This is a genomic window from Mycoplasmopsis caviae, assembly GCF_024498215.1.
In the GTDB taxonomy this organism is placed as follows: domain Bacteria; phylum Bacillota_I; class Bacilli_A; order Mycoplasmatales; family Metamycoplasmataceae; genus Mycoplasmopsis; species Mycoplasmopsis caviae.
The window spans coordinates 152,873-174,659 of the sequence record NZ_CP101806.1; the positions used below are offsets into that span (position 1 = coordinate 152,873).

The window sequence follows — 21,787 nt, forward strand, 5'->3', positions numbered from 1 at the left end:
ACTTTGGTAGATTAAATAATCATTTGGAATATTAAAAACAGCATTTGAAGCTAGAATTGTTTATCTTTGAAAAAGAGAGTATTGAAGACACATTGCATTATGCTATTTAGTATTAGCAATTCGTAGATTATTAGAATTCACACTTGAACCAGTTATCATCTTTTAAATTTATAACAGATAATATTGTCAGTGCATTATGAAAACTTTAAGCAGTCACTTTTAATGACGTAAATAGTTTATACAAATATTTTTTAAAATTGAAAGAAGCAATTATTTATAGGTGTTTGAGACATGTTTTGAGTATAAAAAGAATTCCAAAATGAGAAAAACACAAAAGAGTTTAAACTGTTGTAACACAAAATTGATTGATTAAAAATTTACTAATACAACTATTTTATAGATGTATTAGTAAATTTTTTTGATAAAAAGTGTCAAACAAAAACAGTGTTTTGTTAGTAATGATATCTCACTTTTGTAATTTGAGAGATATGTCGTTACCATCAGCTCTATGTTCTTCCCATTTTTTTAATTACTAACAGGTTTATATGATCCCATTCTGTTAATTCAATCAGTTGAATAGAATTTACTAAATTCTTCATATTCAACTCCACCATTCATACTTCGGTCAGGTCTATTGCCATATTCTTTCTTATATTCTGCAATCTTATTAAATTCTAGTCAGTCAAGATATTTTACTGAAAATAATGTGTTGAATTCATCATTAAATTCTATCTTGTTAATAAATAATGCATAAATGTTTGGATCAGTTCTGTTATATATATTAGAAAATGTATGTGCTGTTTTTCATATTATTGGAAAACCTAAATCGTCTAATAAACTATGGTTATGTTCAGAACCATTCCTAAATCCAAAAGCTTCATATTCATGAAAACTATTATTTCTTTCTCAACCTCCTAATAATCTAGTTCTTTGCCATAAATAACCATCTTCCCTTATTTCATTAAATTGAGAATTGATTATTCAAATATGATTAGCACTAAGTGCAAATTTTCTAGTTCAACCTGCTCGTTTTAATATACCGAGTTTATATATATTTTCTTGATTAATCCCAACTTCATAGTTATCTTTTGCTATTTTATTAGATTCAAAAGAATTTAGTATTATTGTTGTGTTACAATAAACAATTTTTGAAAGAGACATAACAAATTTAGAAAAAATTATATCATATTTATTTTTATCAATGATAGTACCATTATCAATTAGCAAATTTATAACCTTATGACTTAATTCATTTTCATAATTTAGTAATTTTAAAAAAACATTTAAAACATATACAGGATTGCTATTTAATTCGCTAACTTCTGTTAAATTAAAATAATCATTTGAAATCGTATTGTTAGAATTATATAAACTTGTTCTCCTATATTCACCACGAATTAAAGAATCATATTTTTTTTCATAAATTTTATATTTTATTTCTGTATTAGTATTTAAATTTGATTTGTCAATTAAATAAATATTATCAAAACCATAACGATGATATAATTCATCATTGTTACTAGCTTCAGTGCCAAACTTTTGTCTTGGTTTCAAACTATTATTAGCATATTTCTTGGCATCTTCCATCGCTTTTGTTTTATTTTTATAAGAAACATCTCCATTTGAAAGAATATTAATTCTAGAGAAATTAAATGAATTTCCATCTCATGAATATTTAGGAACTTCAACATTATATGCAACATCATACCCAAATTGATTAACAAGAATATTGTAGAAATTTTTAACAAAACACACAAGCAATGTCTTTTCTGCATTTAAGAATTCATCACTTTTTGATTTTTCAGGTTTTTTAGTTCAGTCTATTGTTTGTTGGTCTAATTCATTGTACACATTGTTAACAAGTGTTTCGATTAACCTTTCTTGCTGGTCGCTGAATTTTTTTGCAGCTTCACTAACATATTTAATGTCCATATGTGAATAATTGGTAGTAAATTCATTTTTAACTTTTTCTTTTTCATCATAATATTTATCATAATTTTTGAACACTTCAACTCATGAGTACATATAGTTATTTTTTAATTGTTTAGCACTCTCTTCTATTTTTGATACAAATTGAGCTTTGCTATTTACATCAAAATAATCTAATTTTGCTTTTGTTATGATTTTACTAATTGCTTCAGCGTTTTTTTGAAGATTATTATGTCCATTAGTACCAATACTTTTTAATTCATCAATATTAGTCGCAACTTTGTTTATGAATTCTTTATATTCTTCTCTAAGTGATGACAAATTACTTACTTGTTCATTTATCTCATCAATAGAATTGAATAAGGTGGTAAATGTTGACTTAACTGTATCGATATTACCACTTGATCATTGTTCAAGATTTTCTTCTTGAATTAATGAATTTTTAGAATCAATTTTTTTCTTAATGTCAATTGTATCCTCAAGTTCAATTAAAGGTTTGAATCCATCAATTTTTGCATCTTTAATTTTTAAACCTGCAGTAAAATTATTGTCAATATTGTTTTGTGTTGTATCTTTAATAACTTTTAGGTTGTTAGTATCAATAGCAACTAAATCATTTAGTGATGAAATATCATCAAATAAATCTTTAAGGTCCTTATTTTCATTAATTTTTGAATGAATGTTTTTTGATATTAAGTTGTTAACTAACGCTTCCTGTTCATTAAATTTTGAAAATGAAAAATTAAACAATTTAAAGTTATCTAATTTATGTTTTTTATTGTTGTAAGCTTCTTTAAATGCCTTAACTCTATCTAAACCATAGTTATAGGTTTCAATGCTTTTATCTTTTAGTTTAATAATATTGCTTTTGGTTTCATAATAGGAATCTATTAAACTATTTCTTTGACTAATATATTCATTGCCTTTTAACTCACTAATTTTTGGACTTGTACTATTTGCAAATTCAACTACTTGACTTCATTCATCTTGCAATTGCAAAAATTTTGCAACAGGATCAATGCTATTTTTTGATCCATTAACATTATTCTTTAATTCATCATTAATAAACAAGGTTAATTTTTCACTCAAAATTCTATCCTTATTAATTAAATCAACACTTTCGCTTATTAAACTATGAACCTTATCTAATGCAAAGGTTGAATTGCTTGAAATCAAGTAATTTAATCTTTTACCTTGTTCTAAAAGATTCTCATATTCACCTTTGTTACTACTAAAATCAAGCAGTTTAGTTTTTTCTAATATATTTTTAGTTGTTAATTTATCTCTTAATGAACCGACAAATGAATTATTAAATGTTTCAATATCCTTATTAAAAATTTCTATATTATCATTAGCAATTCTTAAATTGTCAAGAACATCAGATCTAGTTATTGATTTATCAAGTTCTTTTATATATCCTTCTGTTGTAAAATACTGTTTTATAGTGTTTTTTGCTAAATCGTATTTTTCAAGAGATATATTACTAAAATCATCTAGTTTGTCTACTAGATTGCTATTTAGTATGTTTTTACTTATTGAATTGGTTGTTACTTTTTCATTAAATTTAGCTAAAATACCTTCATCCCAAACTTTTTGATCTGCATTGAATAGATTGATAGCTGAAATAATATAACTTTTAGTTAGTTCTTTATCATTTTTTACAGCAGGTTTTTCTTTTTCTTCATTGTAAGAATTAATTGCGTTTTTAAGAGAGTTAAATTTAACTTCTTTATCAGTTAATGAATTGATTAACTGATTATTTGAATCTTTATGTTTAACTAATTCTATTGACAAATTTGCAATAGCATCAAATTTTTCTTCAAAAAGTTCAATTTGCGAAAGTCTTAAAATTCTTTTGGTTTCATTAACTGCACCAGGAATATTAACATCAAACAAATTTTTGGTTTCTCTATTCTTTTTAGCTCTTAAATATGTTAAGTTACCAAAATGATGACCTACACGATACTTTTTATGTTTCTCTATTATTGTTTCTAACTTTTTGCTCAATTGATTATTTAAATCTAATTGTTTATTATAAACATCAATAATGCTGCTTAATTTAAACTTAATCTCATCATCAAGTTGGATTGTTGATAATTTATCATTTAATCCATTTTGTTTTGCGATAAGTTTTTCTTTATATTCATTAAATTTAACAATCTTGTTTTCAATATCTTTTAACGATTTTTTATAATTGGACTTATCAACTGAAAAAGCAGCTAGTGAACCAATTGAAACTACAGATACAATCCCCCCCAATGGATGTGGATATTGCTATCATTTTCTTCTTCTTTTTAGTCATTTTATCCTTCGATAAAATAGAAAAGACTAATTTTTGCAACACAAGAGATTTTATGTCGCATATTATGTTCAAATTCTATTTAATTTTTCTCTTCCTATTAATACATACACACACGCATGTATGTATTAATATTATATATTGTGCATAATTTAACTAATATGCAACCTTTCTTACTGGTTCTTATAAAATAACATAAATATACAAGTCATTATAAATTTTGTCCAAACCGTTTTTTTCTAAAATGGCTGTTTTATAGACTTATTATTTAAAAAAGCAAATTTAAAATATTTAAAGTTTTTTGAGACATAATTTCTCTTTATGTCCCTTTTAAAAATGTGGTAAATTTACCAACTAAAAGCGGCATTGCTGCCGGTTTTGGGTTTACGGTTTTTTAATTTTTCTACAAAATGGTTATAAATAACGAATGAGAAAAATTTGCGTTAAGTCTACCTGATTTTCTTATTTTGTTCATTCTTATTATTGCATTGTTAGTAACAAAACCACCGAGCTATTTTTAGTTCTTCAAAGCCCTCATTAACATTAGAGAAAATTTTAATTTCTTTTGTTAAAAAAGAATGTTTTTTTGTTTAAAATAAATCTATAATGATTAATAGTAAAAGGAGTTAATTATGTCGACACACATTGGTGCTAAAAAAGGTGAAATAGCTAGGGTTTGTTTTCTTTCAGGAGATCCTTTAAGATCTAAATTTATGGCTTATAAATACCTTAAAAACGTTAAGGAAGTAAGCAATGTTAGAAATGAAACATACTTCACAGGAGAATACAATGATATCAAGGTTACCTTTGGTGGCCATGGAATGGGGATGTTTTCAATAGGTGCTTATGCACATGAATTATTTAATGAATATGATGTTGATGTCATCATTCGTCTAGGTTCAACCGGTTCATATTATGAACAATATAATGTAATGGATACAGTAATTATTGATCGTGCTTTTAGTGATAATGTTTCAATTGCACAATTAATTAATAATGAAAATGTACATGAATACTTTCCATCAAAAGAAGTAACTGATGAGTTGGTTAAGGTAGCTAAAAAATTAGGCAAAAAAGCACCACTTGTTTCAGTGCATTCAACAGATGTTTTCTATGCAACTAGACCGCTTGAAGAAACTAAGAGAGTTTCAGGTTGTCAAGTGGTTGAGGCTGAGAGTTATGCACTTTTTGCTGAAGCTAAAAGAAGTGGTAAGAAAGCAGCAACAATATTACAAATTAGTGATTCATTAGCTAAAATGGAATTTACTGATTCATTAACAAGAGAAACTAAATTCACTGATATGTTTGAAATAGCACTTGAATCATTAAAAAACTTATAGATAGAAAATTTAATAAAATATTTAAAAATAATATTTTTAGACAAAAAAATTGGAGGTAATATGCAATATTCGCCATTTGGGTTTTCTGCTTTTTTTATGTTTTGAGTAATTATTTTATGCTATTACTATAAATGAAAAAAATGACGCGACACTGAATTATATGTTGTTGATGATGAAGGACACCCAAGCACCATTGTCGATGTTGAAAGAAATAAGAAAAAATTAACTCTTTATTTTAAACTTGCAAAAGATAGTGAAAAAGAGGATGGCAAAGTTTATGTTTCAAGAACAAATTATGCAATCACTATTAAATAAAAATAATAATTAATTATTTAACAAAATTCAAATTTTCAAACTTTTCCATAGTTTGATTATTTTTTTAAACTTAATTAAAAAGTTAAAGCATTTTTAATATATCATTTTAATATATATAAATTTAATTATTAATATTAAATGAAATTTAGGAGAAGAGAGGTACTATGGCATATAAAGCACTTTATCGAAAATATCGTCCTAAATCATTCGATGATGTTAAGGGTCAAGATCATATTGTGCAAACATTAAAAAATATTATTTTGAACCAAAAAATAAGCCATGCTTATTTATTTAGTGGACCTAGGGGTGTTGGCAAAACATCGGTTGCTAAAATATTTGCTAACGTTGTCAACTGTGGACATGGTGAAGATTTAACTAAGTTATGTGAAAGTTGTGCTAAGAGAAGTGAGCAAAATTTTGATGTTATTGAAATGGACGCGGCTTCAAATAATGGTGTTAATGAAATAAGAGACCTAAGGGATAAAATTCAGCACTCACCTGCAAGTGGAAATTATAAAGTCTACATCATTGATGAAGTTCATATGCTTTCAAAAGGTGCATTTAATGCTCTTTTAAAAACATTAGAAGAACCACCTGCACATGCAATATTTATTTTAGCCACAACCGACCCGCAAAAAATACCTCTCACAATTCTTTCAAGAGTTCAAAGATATAACTTTAGAAAAATATCAAACAGTGTTCTTGTTGGACAAATTAAAGATGTACTTGATAAAGAAAGTATTAAGTATGAAGACTCAACTATAAATTACATTGCACGACTTGCAACAGGTGGTATGCGTGATGCACTCTCAATTGTTGATCAAGCAGCAGCATATGGCAATGGCGAGATTTCACTTAAAGATGTTATGTATGCTTTTGGAGTAACATCAAATGAAAGCCTAATTCAAATTGCTAACTATCTTTATGAAGGAAAAATCAAGGAAGTTCTACTTTTGTTTAACAACCTTAAAAATGCTGGAATTGATTCAAACCAATTTGTGCAAGGCTTAATTGAACTTTTTAAAGATTACTTAATTTATTCAAAATCAAAAGATGCAAATTTACTAGAACTCTTATCACTTGAAGAATTAAATACCTTAAAAATTGATACAACTTTTGCTTTCAGTAGTTCTGAAAAATTGTATAAACTCTTCAAAGAACTCTTTTATACTGAAAGCCCATTCCATCTAATTGAACTTTATTTAATAAAACTTAATCAAACACAAAACAATAAGGAGAAAACTATGTCAATTGACCAAGATAAAATGAAAGTTAAAAAAGAAGACACGATTAAAACTGTCTTAAATCAAACACAAGAATTAGTGCTTGAAGCCAATAAAGAAGCTGATGACAATTTTAGTATCGACCAAGATCTTTTAAGTAGCAACTTTGATGTTGAAGACTATGATGATGGTTTAGTAAGCACTGCTGAAATTCAACTTGATGATGAAATTCAAAATATGCCAAAGCCAATAGCTATACCTGCTTTTGATTCAAAATATAAATCATTAAAATCATTTAAGTCAAATTTATCAAAAAAGGAATTAATCAACTTACTTAAACAATCAACATTAACTTTTATAAATAAATATAAATCAAATCTCGAAATTGTAATTGGCACAGTTCAAAATCCAATTTACAATGATTTGATTTCTGTGCTTAAAAAATGTAAAATTACAGCAGCAGGACCAGGTTTTATGATTTTTATTTCAAAAAATATTCCTGAATTATCATACTTGCAGGAAAATGGATACAACTCGAATATTCAAAAATTTATTCAAGACTACTTTGAAGACTATAAGCATCTATATTGCTTTGGAACAGATGAATTTAAAGAAATAGCAAAAGAATTTGCACAAAAGATGAAAGAAGGCAAATTAGATACATCTTTTAGTGCTCCAGGGCCAGTCATTTTACAAAATGTAAAAAGCCCAACTGGAAAACTTTTTGAAAAGTTTAAAAAATAATTAATCAAGGAGAAAATTATGGATCAAGCAATGTTAAGAAAAATGCAAAAATTACAACAAGAAGTTCAAGAGAAAACCGAAAAGTTTATGGAAGAGTCTTTTGAATTAGAAAAGCACGGCATTAAAGTTATTGCTAAAGGAAGCAAAAAAATTGTTTCAGTTAAAATTAATGACTCAATTTTATTAGACCCTGAAGATGCAGAAACATTAGAGGATTTATTGTCATTAGTTATTAATGAATTATTTGACACAATTGATGAAGAACAAGAAAAACTAATGCCTGCAATACCTGGCTTAGGTGGACTTGGCTTTTAGTTATGAAAATTGAAACAATCGAAAAATTAAATCAAGTCTTAAATACTATTCCTGGTATTAGTAAAAAACAAGCAGACAAAATGTCAAACTTTTTTCTAAATCAAGATCAAGAATACATTGATAATTTAGTTAAAAATATTTACGATTTAAAAAATAACATCACATATTGTTCAATATGTAACTTTATAAAAGAGAACAATAAGTGTTTAGTTTGTGATGATAAAAGTAGATATAACTTTTTAATGATTGTCGAAAATGTTGCAACACTTCGCAAAATTGATGACATGGATTTCTATAGTGGGTACTACTATATTTTGCCTTATTTACTTAGTTTAAAGGGAAATAAGGAAATTAAAAACTATGATTACACTGAGTTAATGAATTATATTCAAAGAAAAAAATTCGAAGAGGTAATCATAGTTTTAAGTCCCTCGTTGGAAGGTGAAATGACCACGAGTCATCTTTTAAAATTAATTAGTAGTCAATTTAAGGTAAAGGTTAGTAGAGCTGCAATTGGTATGCCTATGGGTTCTAATCTTGAATACCTTGATACTTTTACAATCAAACAATCTATTGAAAATAGAAACAAATAAAAATTATTAGGAGGTTAATTATGTTTATAACATTTGAAGGGCCGGATGGCAGTGGAAAAACAACAATTATTAACCGCCTAATTAATGAATTAATAAAAAAATATCCTAAATTAGCACTCAATTATGTTTTAACAAGAGAACCTGGTGGTAAAGACATAATTGAGGCTGAAAAAATAAGATCGCTAATTTTAGATAAGGAATCTAATCTTTCGCCTGTGGCGGAAGCACTTTTGTATACTACTAGTAGAAGAATTCATCTTGAGAGAGTTATTTGACCGGCACTAAAAGAAAACAAACTTGTTCTTTGCGATCGCTATGTTGATAGTTTCTATGCATATCAAGGATATGCCAGAAATTTAGGTTTTGACTTTGTAAGAGACCTAACAAATCTAATAATTGATAAAACAATGCCCGACATAACAATTTTTTTCGAAATAAAACCTGTTGAAAGTAGAATTCGACGAGAACAAATTCGTATTATTAGTGATAGACTCGATAGCGAAACCGAACATTTTCACCAGAGTGTTTACGACGGGTATCATCAATTAATTAAGAGTGAAAAAGAACGCTTTATTGTAGTTAATGCATCAAAAAGTATTGAAGAAGTTTTAGATGAGACTTTAAACAAATTAATTAAGCACTCAAAATTTAAGGCTTGAATTAAGGAGTTTAAATAATGGTTTCAAAAAATGTTATTACAATATTAGAAAACTCACTAATAAATAATAAACTTAGTCACTGTTACTTATTAAAAGCACCCTACGGTTTAAATATTGATGATTCGATTTTATATATGGTCAATAAGATATGTAATTCAAAATTAGAAACATTAAATCTAGAAACAATGCTTCCAAATGTGCAAATTTTTGAAGATAATGGCAATGAAAACAATCTTAAAAAAGAAAAAATTGTTGCTGGCTTTGAAGAAACAAGTTTATCTTCATTTATTGAAGGGCAAAAAAAGATAACTATCTTTAAAAATGTTGAAAATGCATCAAAAGCAGCACTAAATTCATTACTTAAAATCATAGAAGAACCAAGCGAAAATGTTATTTTTATTTTAACAACAAACAACATTTCAAAGGTTTTAGAAACTATTAAATCGCGCTCAATTACAATAAATATAAGTGCCCCTTCAACTCAAGAGTTGGCAAGTGAACTATCAATAGAATACAGTGAAGATGAAACATGATTTTATAGTCATATTTTTACAGATTTAAGCCAGGTAAAAAAATATACAAATAGCGAGTCATTTAGGTTAATTAGTGAGCTCCTTGAAGCTGTTGAAATGAGTATGAAAAATCCTCACTACTTATATATTTTCTTATCAAAATTTACTAAAAAAGATCTTAAAGATGACTTCGTATTTTTATCAATGACCTTGCGTTTTATTTTTTCTTGACTTTGAACAGCAGATAGTTTTTGTCAAAAAAAATATTCTAAATTATTGAGTAAATTAAAGAACACAAAATTTGACTTATTCAACTGTTTTATAGTCATTGACGACTTTTTAAAGACTCAAAATTCGAATGCAAACTTTTTCTTACAAGCTGAAAAAATGTTAATTAGATTATTGGAGTCATATGCCTAAAATTTATATTGTTGGAACACCTATTGGCAATTTAAAAGATATAACATTAAGAGCACTTGAAACTCTTAAAAATGTTGATATTATTGCCTGTGAGGATACTCGCACAAGTAGTAAATTATTAAATCATTATGAAATAAATAAACGCTTAATTTCATATAACAAAATTAATGAGAAGGCAAGTGCGAACGGTTTAATAAACTTAATAAAAAAAGATAACTTAAATATAGCTCTAATTAGTGATGCTGGTATGCCACTTGTAAGTGATCCAGGATTCGAATTGATTAAGCAAGCAAGATTGAATAAAATTGATGTTGAAATAGTTCCTGGTGTCAATGCTGCTATTAGTGCTTTTGCACTTAGTGGCTTATCTAACACTTTTGTTTTTATGGCATTTCCAAAGGAAAAAAGTGGCCAAAGACTTGAACAAGTTAAGTCTTTTAGTGCTGAACATTCTTATGTTTTTTATGTGGCTCCACATAAGTTAGAAAACTTTTTAATTGATATTCATAATGTTTGATCTGATCAGGCACAGATTTTTATGGCTAGGGAAATTACTAAATTACATGAAGAATTCATTTATGCAACGGCCAGTGAATTGTTAGAAAGAAATAAATCAAATCCATTTAAAGGCGAAATAACATTAGTTATTAAGTTAAAAGAACATAAAAAAGAAAAAATAAACAAATATGCATATTTAAAATAAACAATTAATATATAATAAAACTAACTTAATTGTTTATTTTTTCTTTTAATGATTTCTAGACTCATATACAAAAAAGGAGATAATATGAATCATATTAATATTTTTGCTCTCGGCGGGCTTGATGAAAACGGTAAAAACTGTTATGTTTTTGAATTTAATAATGATATTTACATTATTAATGTTGGAACAAAGATTCCAATCAACTCAAACAATGGTGTTGATACACTAATCCCATCTTTTGATTATCTTGAAAAAAACAAGGATAGAATAAAAGGCATTTTTATCTCAGATGTTAAAAACGAATCATTTAGTGCACTTCCATGATTATTAATGAAAATACCTAATTTAAATATATATACATCACTTTTTAACAAAATAATGATTCTCGATCGTCTATCTAAGTATAAGATCGGTCCAAAGAACTACAAAGTTATGGTTATAAATAAAACAATGCCCTTTGGTGATAAACTTTTTGTTAAACCAATTGATTTAGCTGGCTCAATGCCAGGCCACATTGGTTTTGACTTTATTACACCTGATGGAGATGTTCTATTTATGTTTAACTTTATTGAAGGCGACTTAGGAATTTATGGTAAGTTGAACTTCAATGAATTGAAGCAAAAATTTACAAAACGTAAAGTTCTAGCACTTGTTGTTGATGCTGGTAAATCAAACTACGAAGGCAAGGCTATTGATAAAATTAATTTACCTGATGGTATTCGTGATGTATTTTTTGAAGCAAAAGACAACGAAAGAATCATTGTAGGTGCTTATGATGAAGAAATGGTTGCTATTCACAAAATACTTGATCTAGCCAGAGAAACAAAGCGTCCAGTAGTAACTTATGGTAAAACATATGGTCAAATATTTTACTTAATTAAGAAAGCGCATCCAGAACTTAAGTTACCTGATCTTATTGATTATCGTAGTGCAAACAAAGTTAAAAATGCTGTTATTTTAGTAACTGGTGCTACTGAAAGACTTTATTCAAGATTTTTAAGAATTACAGACAATAATGATGTCTTCTTAAAATTACAAAAAAGTGACTCAGTAGTTATGATTGCTCCCCCAATTAATGGTCTTGAGAGTCTGGAAGCACTAGCTCTTGATGATATTGCAAGAATAACACCAAAAATTAGTGATGTTAGTGCTAACGAATTTTACAGATGTCGTCCAGCTAAGCAGGACTTAATTGACCTTGTTAATGCACTTAATCCTTCATATGTTATTCCAGTTCAAGGTCTTTATCGTTATTTAAATGAAGCTTCACTTTCAATTGCTAAAAATACAGAACTTAAACAAAATCAATGTCTAATATTACAAAATGGTAAAATAGTTCACTTTATTGATGGCAAAATGGCAACAGTCAAAGGCAAAATTAAAGAAATAGGTGACACTATCATTGATGGCTTTGGTGTTGGTGATATTAGTACTGAGGTTATAAATGAGCGTGAAGTTCTAGGTCGTGAGGGTGTAATTCTAGTTTCATCTCAATATAATCCAAAAACAAAACTCTTAAGTGGAAAATTACAAATAAATTATGTCGGTGTAATTGATAAAGAAGAAAAAAATGAAGCAAGTGACATTATTAAAAGCACACTTGTAAAATTAATTGAAACAAATAATTTTAATGGTATTAAAGATTTTCAAAATGAAGCAAGACATGCTATTAGAAAGAAAATATATAAAACTTTTGAAAAAGAACCGATGGTTATTGTAACATTGTCTCAAATCTAAAAATCATAGTTATTTAGCTATGATTTTTGTTTAATTTTTTAAAAACACCGAGTTAATAAAAATTGAAGAAAAAACCAAAAAGTGCATTTTTGCTCAAAAAAAAGCCAAAAAATTAATTTTTTTATTTTTGCAATTAAATAAAATGTGCTAATATTAGATTAGAAAGAAAATAAATTAAGGAGATTTTATGTTAAAAGAAATTAACCAAACAGAATACAAGGAAAACATTGAAGGCAAGGAAAAAGGTTTATATTTATTAGTTTTTCATGCACTATGATGTCCACCATGTAAAATGTTTAAAACATCACTTGAAGAACTAAACAAAATGGATGGAATTCCTGTTTATCGAATAGATGTTGATCAAAATACTCAATTCACACATGAAATGGGTGTAAGTTCAATGCCAACTTGATTTATTATTAAGAATTCAAAAGTAATGGAAAAAGTTACTGGTTATATTCCTTATGAGCAACTTAAAGCAAAAGTTATGGAATACAAATAAATAATTAAATAGGCAATGCCTATTTTTTATTTTATAATTGAAACCATGAAAATAATTAGCGATAACAAGCGGGGTATACACAATTACAAAGTAATTGATAAATATGAAGCAGGAATTTCTCTATTAGGTTGAGAAGTAAAAAGTGCCCGTGCCAGCACAGTTAATTTACTTAATTCATATTGCTTTTTTAGAAAAGGCGAGATTTTTTTGTGCAATGCTCAATTTAAACAATATATGTTGCTTAAATGTGATGAGACCAGAGATCGCAAATTATTAATGCATAAGAGTCAAATTATTAGACTTCAATCTAAATTACATAAGCTAGGTCGTGCAACAATTATTCCAAGTAAGATTTATTTTGATAATCGCTCTTGTATTAAGGTTGAAATAGCTCTAGTTATTGGCTTAAATAAAGCTGACAAACGCGAAGAAATAAAACGAAGAGACAATGAACGATATATAAAGAAAGTTTTAAAAAATATATATTAAAAATGATGCATCCCTTCGTTGCATCATTTAATTTTCTAGTTATCGAAAAGAATTTTAGGTTTAAATACTTTGCTTTCAATAGTGTTGTCTATTTCACTGTTGAAAAGAATTTTTTCAATTTCTAGTCCAACCGCTGGATAGTCAATAAATATTTTGGCTTTATATTTGTGTTGGTAATCATAAATTGAAACTCAGCCAATATCTGTTAGTCTTAGGTTTCTATCACCTGATGAAATTAGGCTAATGAAAACTTCATGTGTAGAACAAACAACGTTTACTAAATTATTGTTTCTTAAATAATTTAGTAATGTTTGAACTTCCTTGTTGTTTTTATTCATTAGTGGATAAATTTCATATTCAACATTACTTCTTTTACATGAAAGTTCAAAACCGATTCTTCTTTGTTTTTTTTGTTCTTCTGTGAGTTTAACATCTTCAACAAAAACAATCTTTTCACCTTTATCAATGTAACTAATAAATCTTGTTGTTAAGTGGTGGAATGAGTTTTCTTCATCAATTTTGATTCAGTTTAAACCCTCAACTTCCTTGCCATAAATTAAAATATTAGATTCAAAAATTGTATTTTTAATGAAATTAGTTATAACATTTTGATGATCTTCTGGTAAGAAGAAAACAATTGACATTGGTTTTCATGATGAAACGTATTTAATTGTTTCAATATATTCATCTGGGTTAGTTGAAGAGTGTGTAATAACAACTTTCTTACCTTTTGATTTAGCTCCTTGTTCAATTCCATTCATTATTTGAGTATATGAATTTTCATATCACTCAGGCACAATAATGAAGATAGATGAGTCGCGACCACGAATGGTTCTAGCTCCATGATTAGGATAATAATCGTTCTCCTTAATTATATTTGCGATAATTTTCTTTGTTTCTTTACTTACATAACCACCACGATAGTAACGGCTTACTGTACTAATTGAAACCCCTGCTTCTTTTGCAATATTTTTGTATGAGAAATTCTTCATACACTAATTATATATAAAAAAATAAAATGTGGAAATTTCCACAATAAAATTTATTTTAGCGACACTCTTATTCTACTTATCTGGTTATTTAATAGCGTAAAAAGTCAAAAATGTGAACCCAAATTTTATCTCGTTCCTTTGTATAAAAAAGTTTTTTGATATAATTGAAAAGTCAGTAGAACAATAACCTTGTAACCTGGTCAGGTCAGAGATGAAGCAGCCATATCGAGTAGTGTTGTGTCTATTGACTTTTATTTGCTTTGATACTTAAAAAATCAAAGCAAATTACCAAATCAAAAAGCCTAATTAATTATTTTGCAGACTCATGCTTTTTGAAATTTTATAAAAAATAAAAAATTCTTTACATTTTAAAAAATGTGTTAAAATAATTAATGCAAAAATGCGAATGTAATTTAATGGTAAAATGCCAGCTTGCCATGCTGATAATGGGGGTTCGATTCCTCCCGAGTTTCGGAGTTAGACACACTAAAAGGCTCAATTTTTGGCAAAAAGCACAAAAAACATTAATTTTTAGGCATTTTTTAAGCTTTTCTCAAAAACGTGTTATATGCATTTAATTACACTTTTTCCCTTATTATTGACAGAAAAGAATTAATTACATTTAACTATTTTGTGGTATTATTTAATTTATCGGCACATTTTAACCTTAAAATTGTAAAAGTGTTATTAAAATTATTGCCAAAATTTTACCAATATGCCTATTTTATAGGCAAATTGTTCATTTTTTAATTTTTAACTCCGAAAGTCGGGATAAAAATTGAAGAAAAAACCAAAAAGTGCATTTTTGCTCAAAAAAGCCAAAAAATTAATTTTTTATTTTTGCAATTAAATAAAATGTGCTAATATTAGATTAGAAAGAAAATAAATTAAGGAGATTTTATGTTAAAAGAAATTAACCAAACAGAATACAAGGAAAACATTGAAGGCAAGGAAAAAGGTTTATATTTATTAGTTTTTCATGCACTATGATGTCCACCATGTAAAATGTTTAAAACATCACTTGAAGAACTAAACAAAATGGATGGAATTCCTGTTTATCGAATAGATGTTGATCAAAATACTCAATTCACACATGAAATGGGTGTAAGTTCAATGCCAACTTGATTTATTATTAAGAATTCAAAAGTAATGGAAAAAGTTACTGGTTATATTCCTTATGAGCAACTTAAAGCAAAAGTTATGGAATACAAATAAATAATTAAATAGGCAATGCCTATTTTTTATTTTATAATTGAAACCATGAAAATAATTAGCGATAACAAGCGGGGTATACACAATTACAAAGTAATTGATAAATATGAAGCAGGAATTTCTCTATTAGGTTGAGAAGTAAAAAGTGCCCGTGCCAGCACAGTTAATTTACTTAATTCATATTGCTTTTTTAGAAAAGGCGAGATTTTTTGTGCAATGCTCAATTTAAACAATATATGTTGCTTAAATGTGATGAGACCAGAGATCGCAAATTATTAATGCATAAGAGTCAAATTATTAGACTTCAATCTAAATTACATAAGTTTAGGTCGTGCAACAATTATTCCAAGTAAGATTTATTTTGATAATCGCTCTTGTATTAAGGTTGAAATAAACTCTAGTTATTGGCTTAAATAAAGTCGACAAACGCGAAGAAATAAAACGAAGAGACAATGAACGATATATAAAGAAAGTTTTAAAAATATATATTAAAAATGATGCATCCCTTCGTTGCATCATTTAATTTTCTAGTTATCGAAAAGAATTTTAGGTTTAAATACTTTGCTTTCAATAGTGTTGTCTATTTCACTGTTGAAAAGAATTTTTCAATTTCTAGTCCAACCGCTGGATAGTCAATAAATATTTTGGCTTTATATTTGTGTTGGTAATCATAAATTGAAACTCAGCCAATATCTGTTAGTCTTAGGTTTCTATCACCTGATGAAATTAGGCTAATGAAAACTTCATGTGTAGAACAAACAACGTTTACTAAATTATTGTTTCTTAAATAATTTAGTAATGTTTGAACTTCCTTGTTGTTTTTATTCATTAGTGGATAAATTTCATATTCAACATTACTTCTTTTACATGAAAGTTCAAAACCGATTCTTCTTTGTTTTTTTGTTCTTCTGTGAGTTTAACATCTTCAACAAAAACAATCTTTTCACCTTTATCAATGTAACTAATAAATCTTGTTGTTAAGTGGTGGAATGAGTTTTCTTCATCAATTTTGATTCAGTTTAAACCCTCAACTTCCTTGCCATAAATTAAAATATTAGATTCAAAAATTGTATTTTTAATGAAATTAGTTATAACATTTTGATGATCTTCTGGTAAGAAGAAAACAATTGACATTGGTTTTCATGATGAAACGTATTTAATTGTTTCAATATATTCATCTGGGTTAGTTGAAGAGTGTGTAATAACAACTTTCTTACCTTTTGATTTAGGCTCCTTGTTCAATTCCATTCATTATTTGAGTATATGAATTTTCATATCACTCAGGCACAATAATGAAGATAGATGAGTCGCGACCACGAATGGTTCTAGCTCCATGATTAGGATAATAATCGTTCTCCTTAATTATATTTGCGATAATTTTCTTTGTTTCTTTACTTACATAACCACCACGATAGTAACGGCTTACTGTACTAATTGAAACCCCTGCTTCTTTTGCAATATTTTTGTATGAGAAATTCTTCATACACTAATTATATATAAAAAATAAAATGTGGAAATTTCCACAATAAAATTTATTTTAGCGACACTCTTATTCTACTTATCTGGTTATTTAATAGCGTAAAAAGTCAAAAATGTGAACCCAAATTTTATCTCGTTCCTTTGTATAAAAAGTTTTTTGATATAATTGAAAAGTCAGTAGAACAATAACCTTGTAACCTGGTCAGGTCAGAGATGAAGCGACCATATCGAGTAGTGTTGTGTCTATTGACTTTTATTTGCTTTGATACTTAAAAAATCAAAGCAAATTACCAAATCAAAAAGCCTAATTAATTATTTTGCAGACTCATGCTTTTTGAAATTTTATAAAAATAAAAATTCTTTACATTTTAAAAATGTGTTAAAATAATTAATGCAAAAATGCGAATGTAATTTAATGGTAAAATGCCAGCTTGCCATGCTGATAATGGGGGTTCGATTCCCCTCGTTCGCTCCATATGCTCCTTAAAAGCACTAATCTGCATTATGCAGGTTTTTTATTCTTGTTTTTTAAAAAATACCACCTTTCACAGTGGTATTTTTTGGCTTGTATTAGACATCAATGTTTTTTACATATTTGGCATTTTGTTCAATGAATTCACGACGTGGTAATACTTCATCACCCATAAGTGTTGTAAAAGCTCAATCAGCTCTTGCTGCATCCTCAATTTGAACTTGAAGCATTTTTCTATTAACCGGATCCATTGTTGTTTCTCAAAGTTGTTCAGGATCCATTTCACCAAGCCCTTTGTAACGTTGAACAGTTACTTTAATGTTTGGATTTAAGCCTTGCATAATTTCTTCTTTTTGAGCATCATTATAGGCATATCCTACAAATTTATTTTGAGCAATTTTATATAAAGGCGGTTGAGCAATATAAATAAAGCCATATTCAATAAGTGGTCTAAAGTAACGATAGAAGAATGTTAGTAATAATGTTCTAATGTGAGCACCATCGACATCGGCATCGGTCATAATAATAATTTTGTGGTATCTAAGCTTATTAATGTTGAATTCTTCTCCAACACCTGTACCAAGTGCAGTAATTAGAGATAGAATTTCGGCATTAGCAAAAACTTTTTTAGGTTGATTCTTTTCTGCATTAATTACCTTACCACGTAAAGGTAAAATGGCTTGTGTTATTCTATTACGTCCCATTTTGGCACTACCACCAGCAGAATTACCTTCGACAATATAAAGTTCACTAATTTCAGCATTCTTTGAAGAACAATCAGCAAGCTTTCCAGGAAGTGAGCCGGTATCAAATACAGTTTTTCTTCTTGCGGCATCTCTTGCTGCCAAACCAGTAAGACGAGATTTTTTAGCAAAAATTGTCTTTTGAACAATCATTTTTGCTTCTGTTGGATGTTCATTTAAGAAACGAGCAAAAGCATCGCTAAACACTTTATTAACAGCCATTCTTGCGTCTTTATTACCTAATTTTCCTTTGGTTTGACCTTCAAAAATTGGATCAGTATGCTTAACTGAAATAATTGCAACAATACCCTCACGAACGTCTTCACGGGTTACTTTATCGTCTTCGTTTTTAATTAGTCCACATTCAGTTCCATAGTTATTTACAAGACGAACTAGTGAATCGTAAAAACCGCTTTCATGTGTTCCACCTTCAACTGTAATAATATTGTTTGCATAGGAAACAACATTTCCAGTAATTCTTTCATTATATTGAACTGCAACTTCAACCTGAACTAATGGAGAATCTTGAAATGAATATTCACCTTCAGCATAAATTACATCAGGGTGAATTAATTTTTGTCCAGAGTTAAGTTCTTTAACATAGTCAACAATACCACCTTCAAAGTAATATTCTTCACGACTATTATCTCGTTCATCATTAACAATAATTCTTAAGCCTTTATTAAGATAAGCAATTTGTTTTGCGTGGTCAACAATAACGCCTTTATCTCACTCATTTTTGTCCATTATGCTAAAGTCTGGGTGAAATTTAATTCTTGTTCCTGTATCTTGAATATTACCCTCTTCAATTACAGTAAGACCTTGTACTGTTTTTCCACCATTATTAAAGTGCGCATAATGCAATTTACCATCACGTTTAACTCAGACTTCAAAGTCAGTACTTAATGCATTAACAACTGAAGCACCAACTCCATGAAGTCCACCAGAAACTTTATATGAATCAGAGTCAAATTTACCACCCGCATGGAGAACTGTTAAAACTGTTTCAACAGTTGAAAGTCCTGTTTTAGGGTGAATTGCTGTTGGTATACCACGACCATTATCAGTAACATCAATGTAACCATCTTTTGTTATGGTAATTTCAACCTTATTAGCAAAACCTGCCATTGCTTCGTCAACAGAGTTGTCAACTATTTCTCAAATAAGATGATGAAGACCTCTAATTCCTGTTGTTCCAATGTACATTCCTGGTCTAACCCTAACAGCTTCCAAACCTTCTAAAACTCTTATATTCGATGCATCATATTCTTTTGACATATTGCCTCCAATTCTCTATATTCTTAATATTAAGATTATACTCTAAAAATATGAAAATAATATGAAATTTTTCACAAAATTAACACTTATTTTTTGCAAAAAATTTAATAAGTTTTTATTTAATTAACTTATTATTTATTTTACTAAAACAGACATAAAATAGGGTTTTTAGTAAAAAAACTAAATAATAATAAAATAATTAATTTTGGTTTTTGATTTAAAAAAACATAATACATTTTTGAACCAAAAATTTAGGCATTATAAAATAGTGAATTTTGGAGTAAAATAATACAAGTGCTTTCGCGCTTTTTTAAAATTTTTATTAAATTCAATTAATCAAAAAGAAAGGAGTTATATGAAAAAAAATCACGAGAATGAAGAAAAAGAATCCGCTTCATTAAATCAGGATCTCGGTCCAAATGCTGAACAAATGCAGGCAGAAAAAGATAAAGAAATTCTTAATGAAGTTAATGCTTATGAAAGAGATGTACTTTTAAATAACACTCAAATTGAAAACAAACATGTCGAAGAACACCATGAAATAAACTCAATCCATTTAGATGATGTTGTTAATAAAAAAAATACTCAATATAAATACACAAAAATGTCAAACTTTGTATTGAAGTTATCTCGCTTTTATGCACCTATGCCCCTTTGAAAACTAGGTTTAATTACCGCAGCACTAGCAGTTTTTTTTGGTGTTATTGGTATTTTCTTTGTTAAAAATCCAGGGATTTATAACTTTGGTTTAGCTGCCTTTGGTCAAGCTATTTCAAGACTTACTAATGTTCTATTAAGAGGAAACCCTAATGTTACACCTGCAATCTATAATGTTATAGACCATGCTCTCTTCTGAATTCTTTATTTAGTTTTAAGTATTCCAATTTTTATTTTTGGATGAAAAAAAGTTGGTAAGGTCTTTACAATACTTACTTTAGAATTTCTTGTTGTAAGCAGTCTTGTATCATTTGCTCTTGGTCAAATTCCAGGAATAAGTAATGCTTATATTATTGGTAACTTTTCTCATGAAGATATTCCAAATGAATTAAGAGAGGCAATTCAAAAAAAATATTGAGCTAGCAAAGGGCAACTTTGGTCACTAATACCACTTCAATGAAAAGATGGTGGCAACATAGTTGCACAAGTAATCTTTTCAATTGCTTATGGATGAATGCTTGCTTTCTTCTTCGCTATTATTGCTATAATGGGTGGTAGTGCAGGTGTTACAGGAATTATCGGCGAATATATGGCTGTTGTTAAACAAAAGAACTTTGGAACAATCAATGGTTATATAAACCTAGTTATCATTATTGTTTCAGTTATAATAGGTACTTATTTACCTGGAAGTCTATTACTCCAAGATTTAGCTAAATTTGAAAATGAAAACATAGTTCTATATGAAAAATTAATTAAGAGTGACCCATCTATTGAAATTGCTTATAATTCACTTAAATCATTGGCTTGAAAACCTCCTCTTTATTTCTCTCCTAACTTTATTTCTACTTTTGTATGTAACGTTATTTTTGTCATCTATCTTAATAAACTATTTCCACGTTATAAAATTGTTCAAGTTAAAATCTACTCACCTCATATGAGTGCAATTAGAGAAGCAATCATCACAGATAGAAAAACAGTTAATAGTTTTACTATTACCAAAGGTGTTGGTGGTTATTCAGGAAACAATACAAAAGTTCTTTCATCAATCACACTTTATAATCAAGTTCCTCGGCTTATTAAAAAAGTTAGATCAGTTGATCAAAATTCACTTATTACAATTAGTAATGTGGCCAGTGTTGATGGCAAAATCTACTTGCCAGAAGCCAAATTTTAA

General features: G+C 28.0%; 19 protein-coding genes, 2 tRNA genes, 2 other RNA genes and 1 pseudogene. 18 read left to right on the forward strand and 6 right to left on the reverse strand.

Features of this window, described 5'->3' with window-relative positions; translation table 4 throughout:
• Nucleotides 1-525: 525 nt before the first annotated feature.
• Nucleotides 526-4,188, reverse strand: coding sequence for a hypothetical protein (locus tag NPA07_RS00725; protein ID WP_126118091.1), 3,663 nt, complete (start codon nucleotides 4,186-4,188; stop codon nucleotides 526-528).
• Nucleotides 4,189-4,860: 672 nt separating this feature from the next.
• Between NPA07_RS00725 and NPA07_RS00730 the strand changes: the two genes are divergently transcribed.
• The 11 genes from NPA07_RS00730 to smpB (NPA07_RS00780) all read left to right on the forward strand — a co-directional run bounded on the left by NPA07_RS00730 (nucleotide 4,861) and on the right by smpB (NPA07_RS00780) (nucleotide 13,780).
• Nucleotides 4,861-5,568 carry a phosphorylase family protein gene (locus tag NPA07_RS00730; RefSeq protein WP_126118090.1) on the forward strand — a complete coding sequence of 236 codons (708 nt, stop codon included), beginning with the start codon at nucleotides 4,861-4,863 and terminating at the stop codon, nucleotides 5,566-5,568.
• A 60-nt stretch (nucleotides 5,569-5,628) separates the two neighbouring features.
• A complete protein-coding gene (locus NPA07_RS00735; RefSeq protein ID WP_126118089.1) occupies nucleotides 5,629-5,883 on the forward strand; it encodes a hypothetical protein in 255 nt (84 codons plus the stop codon).
• A 164-nt stretch (nucleotides 5,884-6,047) separates the two neighbouring features.
• A complete protein-coding gene (gene dnaX / locus NPA07_RS00740) occupies nucleotides 6,048-7,850 on the forward strand; it encodes a DNA polymerase III subunit gamma/tau (RefSeq protein WP_126118088.1) in 1,803 nt (600 codons plus the stop codon).
• An 18-nt stretch (nucleotides 7,851-7,868) separates the two neighbouring features.
• On the forward strand, nucleotides 7,869-8,165 hold the full coding sequence (locus tag NPA07_RS00745) for a YbaB/EbfC family nucleoid-associated protein (RefSeq protein WP_126118087.1): 297 nt from the start codon (nucleotides 7,869-7,871) through the stop codon (nucleotides 8,163-8,165).
• Nucleotides 8,166-8,167: 2 nt separating this feature from the next.
• Nucleotides 8,168-8,758, forward strand: coding sequence for a toprim domain-containing protein (locus NPA07_RS00750; protein ID WP_126118086.1), 591 nt, complete (start codon nucleotides 8,168-8,170; stop codon nucleotides 8,756-8,758).
• A gap of 20 nt (nucleotides 8,759-8,778) precedes the next feature.
• Nucleotides 8,779-9,435, forward strand: coding sequence for a dTMP kinase (gene tmk / locus NPA07_RS00755; RefSeq protein ID WP_126118085.1), 657 nt, complete (start codon nucleotides 8,779-8,781; stop codon nucleotides 9,433-9,435).
• Nucleotides 9,435-10,349: a DNA polymerase III subunit delta' gene (locus NPA07_RS00760; RefSeq protein ID WP_256553228.1), complete on the forward strand. Its 915-nt coding sequence runs from the start codon at nucleotides 9,435-9,437 to the stop codon at nucleotides 10,347-10,349. The genes tmk and NPA07_RS00760 overlap by 1 nt, the downstream gene beginning before the upstream one ends.
• Nucleotides 10,342-11,052, forward strand: a complete 711-nt coding sequence (gene rsmI / locus NPA07_RS00765; RefSeq protein WP_126118084.1) for a 16S rRNA (cytidine(1402)-2'-O)-methyltransferase — start codon at nucleotides 10,342-10,344, stop codon at nucleotides 11,050-11,052. The genes NPA07_RS00760 and rsmI overlap by 8 nt, the downstream gene beginning before the upstream one ends.
• A gap of 84 nt (nucleotides 11,053-11,136) precedes the next feature.
• Nucleotides 11,137-12,789 carry a ribonuclease J gene (locus NPA07_RS00770; protein WP_126118083.1) on the forward strand — a complete coding sequence of 551 codons (1,653 nt, stop codon included), beginning with the start codon at nucleotides 11,137-11,139 and terminating at the stop codon, nucleotides 12,787-12,789.
• 187 nt (nucleotides 12,790-12,976) lie between these two features.
• Nucleotides 12,977-13,291 carry a thioredoxin family protein gene (locus NPA07_RS00775; protein ID WP_126118082.1) on the forward strand — a complete coding sequence of 105 codons (315 nt, stop codon included), beginning with the start codon at nucleotides 12,977-12,979 and terminating at the stop codon, nucleotides 13,289-13,291.
• 45 nt (nucleotides 13,292-13,336) lie between these two features.
• The gene (smpB, locus tag NPA07_RS00780; RefSeq protein WP_126118081.1) at nucleotides 13,337-13,780 is read left to right on the forward strand and encodes an SsrA-binding protein; all 444 of its coding nucleotides are present in this window, start codon (nucleotides 13,337-13,339) and stop codon (nucleotides 13,778-13,780) included.
• 35 nt (nucleotides 13,781-13,815) lie between these two features.
• Here smpB (NPA07_RS00780) and NPA07_RS00785 read toward each other — a convergent pair whose 3' ends face one another.
• Nucleotides 13,816-14,772 carry a LacI family DNA-binding transcriptional regulator gene (locus NPA07_RS00785; protein ID WP_126118080.1) on the reverse strand — a complete coding sequence of 319 codons (957 nt, stop codon included), beginning with the start codon at nucleotides 14,770-14,772 and terminating at the stop codon, nucleotides 13,816-13,818.
• Between the two features lie 164 nt (nucleotides 14,773-14,936).
• Between NPA07_RS00785 and ffs (NPA07_RS00790) the strand changes: the two genes are divergently transcribed.
• From ffs (NPA07_RS00790) to smpB (NPA07_RS05685), 4 genes and pseudogenes are all read left to right on the forward strand, one after another.
• An RNA gene (gene ffs, locus NPA07_RS00790) (signal recognition particle sRNA small type) lies at nucleotides 14,937-15,031 on the forward strand.
• Between the two features lie 145 nt (nucleotides 15,032-15,176).
• Nucleotides 15,177-15,246 (forward strand) — tRNA-Gly (locus tag NPA07_RS00795).
• Between the two features lie 426 nt (nucleotides 15,247-15,672).
• Nucleotides 15,673-15,987: a thioredoxin family protein gene (locus NPA07_RS00800; protein ID WP_126118082.1), complete on the forward strand. Its 315-nt coding sequence runs from the start codon at nucleotides 15,673-15,675 to the stop codon at nucleotides 15,985-15,987.
• 45 nt (nucleotides 15,988-16,032) lie between these two features.
• Nucleotides 16,033-16,507 (forward strand): annotated as a pseudogene (gene smpB / locus NPA07_RS05685) (SsrA-binding protein).
• Between the two features lie 57 nt (nucleotides 16,508-16,564).
• Here the strand turns inward: smpB (NPA07_RS05685) and NPA07_RS00810 are convergent.
• From NPA07_RS00810 to NPA07_RS00820, 3 genes are read right to left on the reverse strand one after another with little or no spacing between them, the layout of a single operon-like run.
• The gene (locus NPA07_RS00810) at nucleotides 16,565-16,813 is read right to left on the reverse strand and encodes a hypothetical protein (RefSeq protein ID WP_256553229.1); all 249 of its coding nucleotides are present in this window, start codon (nucleotides 16,811-16,813) and stop codon (nucleotides 16,565-16,567) included.
• Nucleotides 16,813-17,232, reverse strand: coding sequence for a hypothetical protein (locus NPA07_RS00815; RefSeq protein WP_256553230.1), 420 nt, complete (start codon nucleotides 17,230-17,232; stop codon nucleotides 16,813-16,815). Before NPA07_RS00815 ends, NPA07_RS00810 begins: the two co-directional genes overlap by 1 nt.
• Nucleotides 17,210-17,467, reverse strand: coding sequence for a LacI family DNA-binding transcriptional regulator (locus NPA07_RS00820; RefSeq protein WP_256553231.1), 258 nt, complete (start codon nucleotides 17,465-17,467; stop codon nucleotides 17,210-17,212). The genes NPA07_RS00815 and NPA07_RS00820 overlap by 23 nt, the downstream gene beginning before the upstream one ends.
• Before the next feature lie 162 nt (nucleotides 17,468-17,629).
• On the opposite strand from NPA07_RS00820, the gene ffs (NPA07_RS00825) reads away from it, so the two are divergent.
• An RNA gene (gene ffs / locus NPA07_RS00825) (signal recognition particle sRNA small type) lies at nucleotides 17,630-17,724 on the forward strand.
• Nucleotides 17,725-17,864: 140 nt separating this feature from the next.
• Nucleotides 17,865-17,938, forward strand: a tRNA-Gly gene (locus NPA07_RS00830).
• Between the two features lie 95 nt (nucleotides 17,939-18,033).
• Here NPA07_RS00830 and gyrB read toward each other — a convergent pair.
• Nucleotides 18,034-19,956 carry a DNA topoisomerase (ATP-hydrolyzing) subunit B gene (gene gyrB, locus NPA07_RS00835; RefSeq protein ID WP_126118079.1) on the reverse strand — a complete coding sequence of 641 codons (1,923 nt, stop codon included), beginning with the start codon at nucleotides 19,954-19,956 and terminating at the stop codon, nucleotides 18,034-18,036.
• A 430-nt stretch (nucleotides 19,957-20,386) separates the two neighbouring features.
• Here gyrB and NPA07_RS00840 point away from each other — a divergent pair, with 430 nt between their 5' ends.
• The gene (locus NPA07_RS00840) at nucleotides 20,387-21,787 is read left to right on the forward strand and encodes a DUF2179 domain-containing protein (protein ID WP_126118642.1); all 1,401 of its coding nucleotides are present in this window, start codon (nucleotides 20,387-20,389) and stop codon (nucleotides 21,785-21,787) included.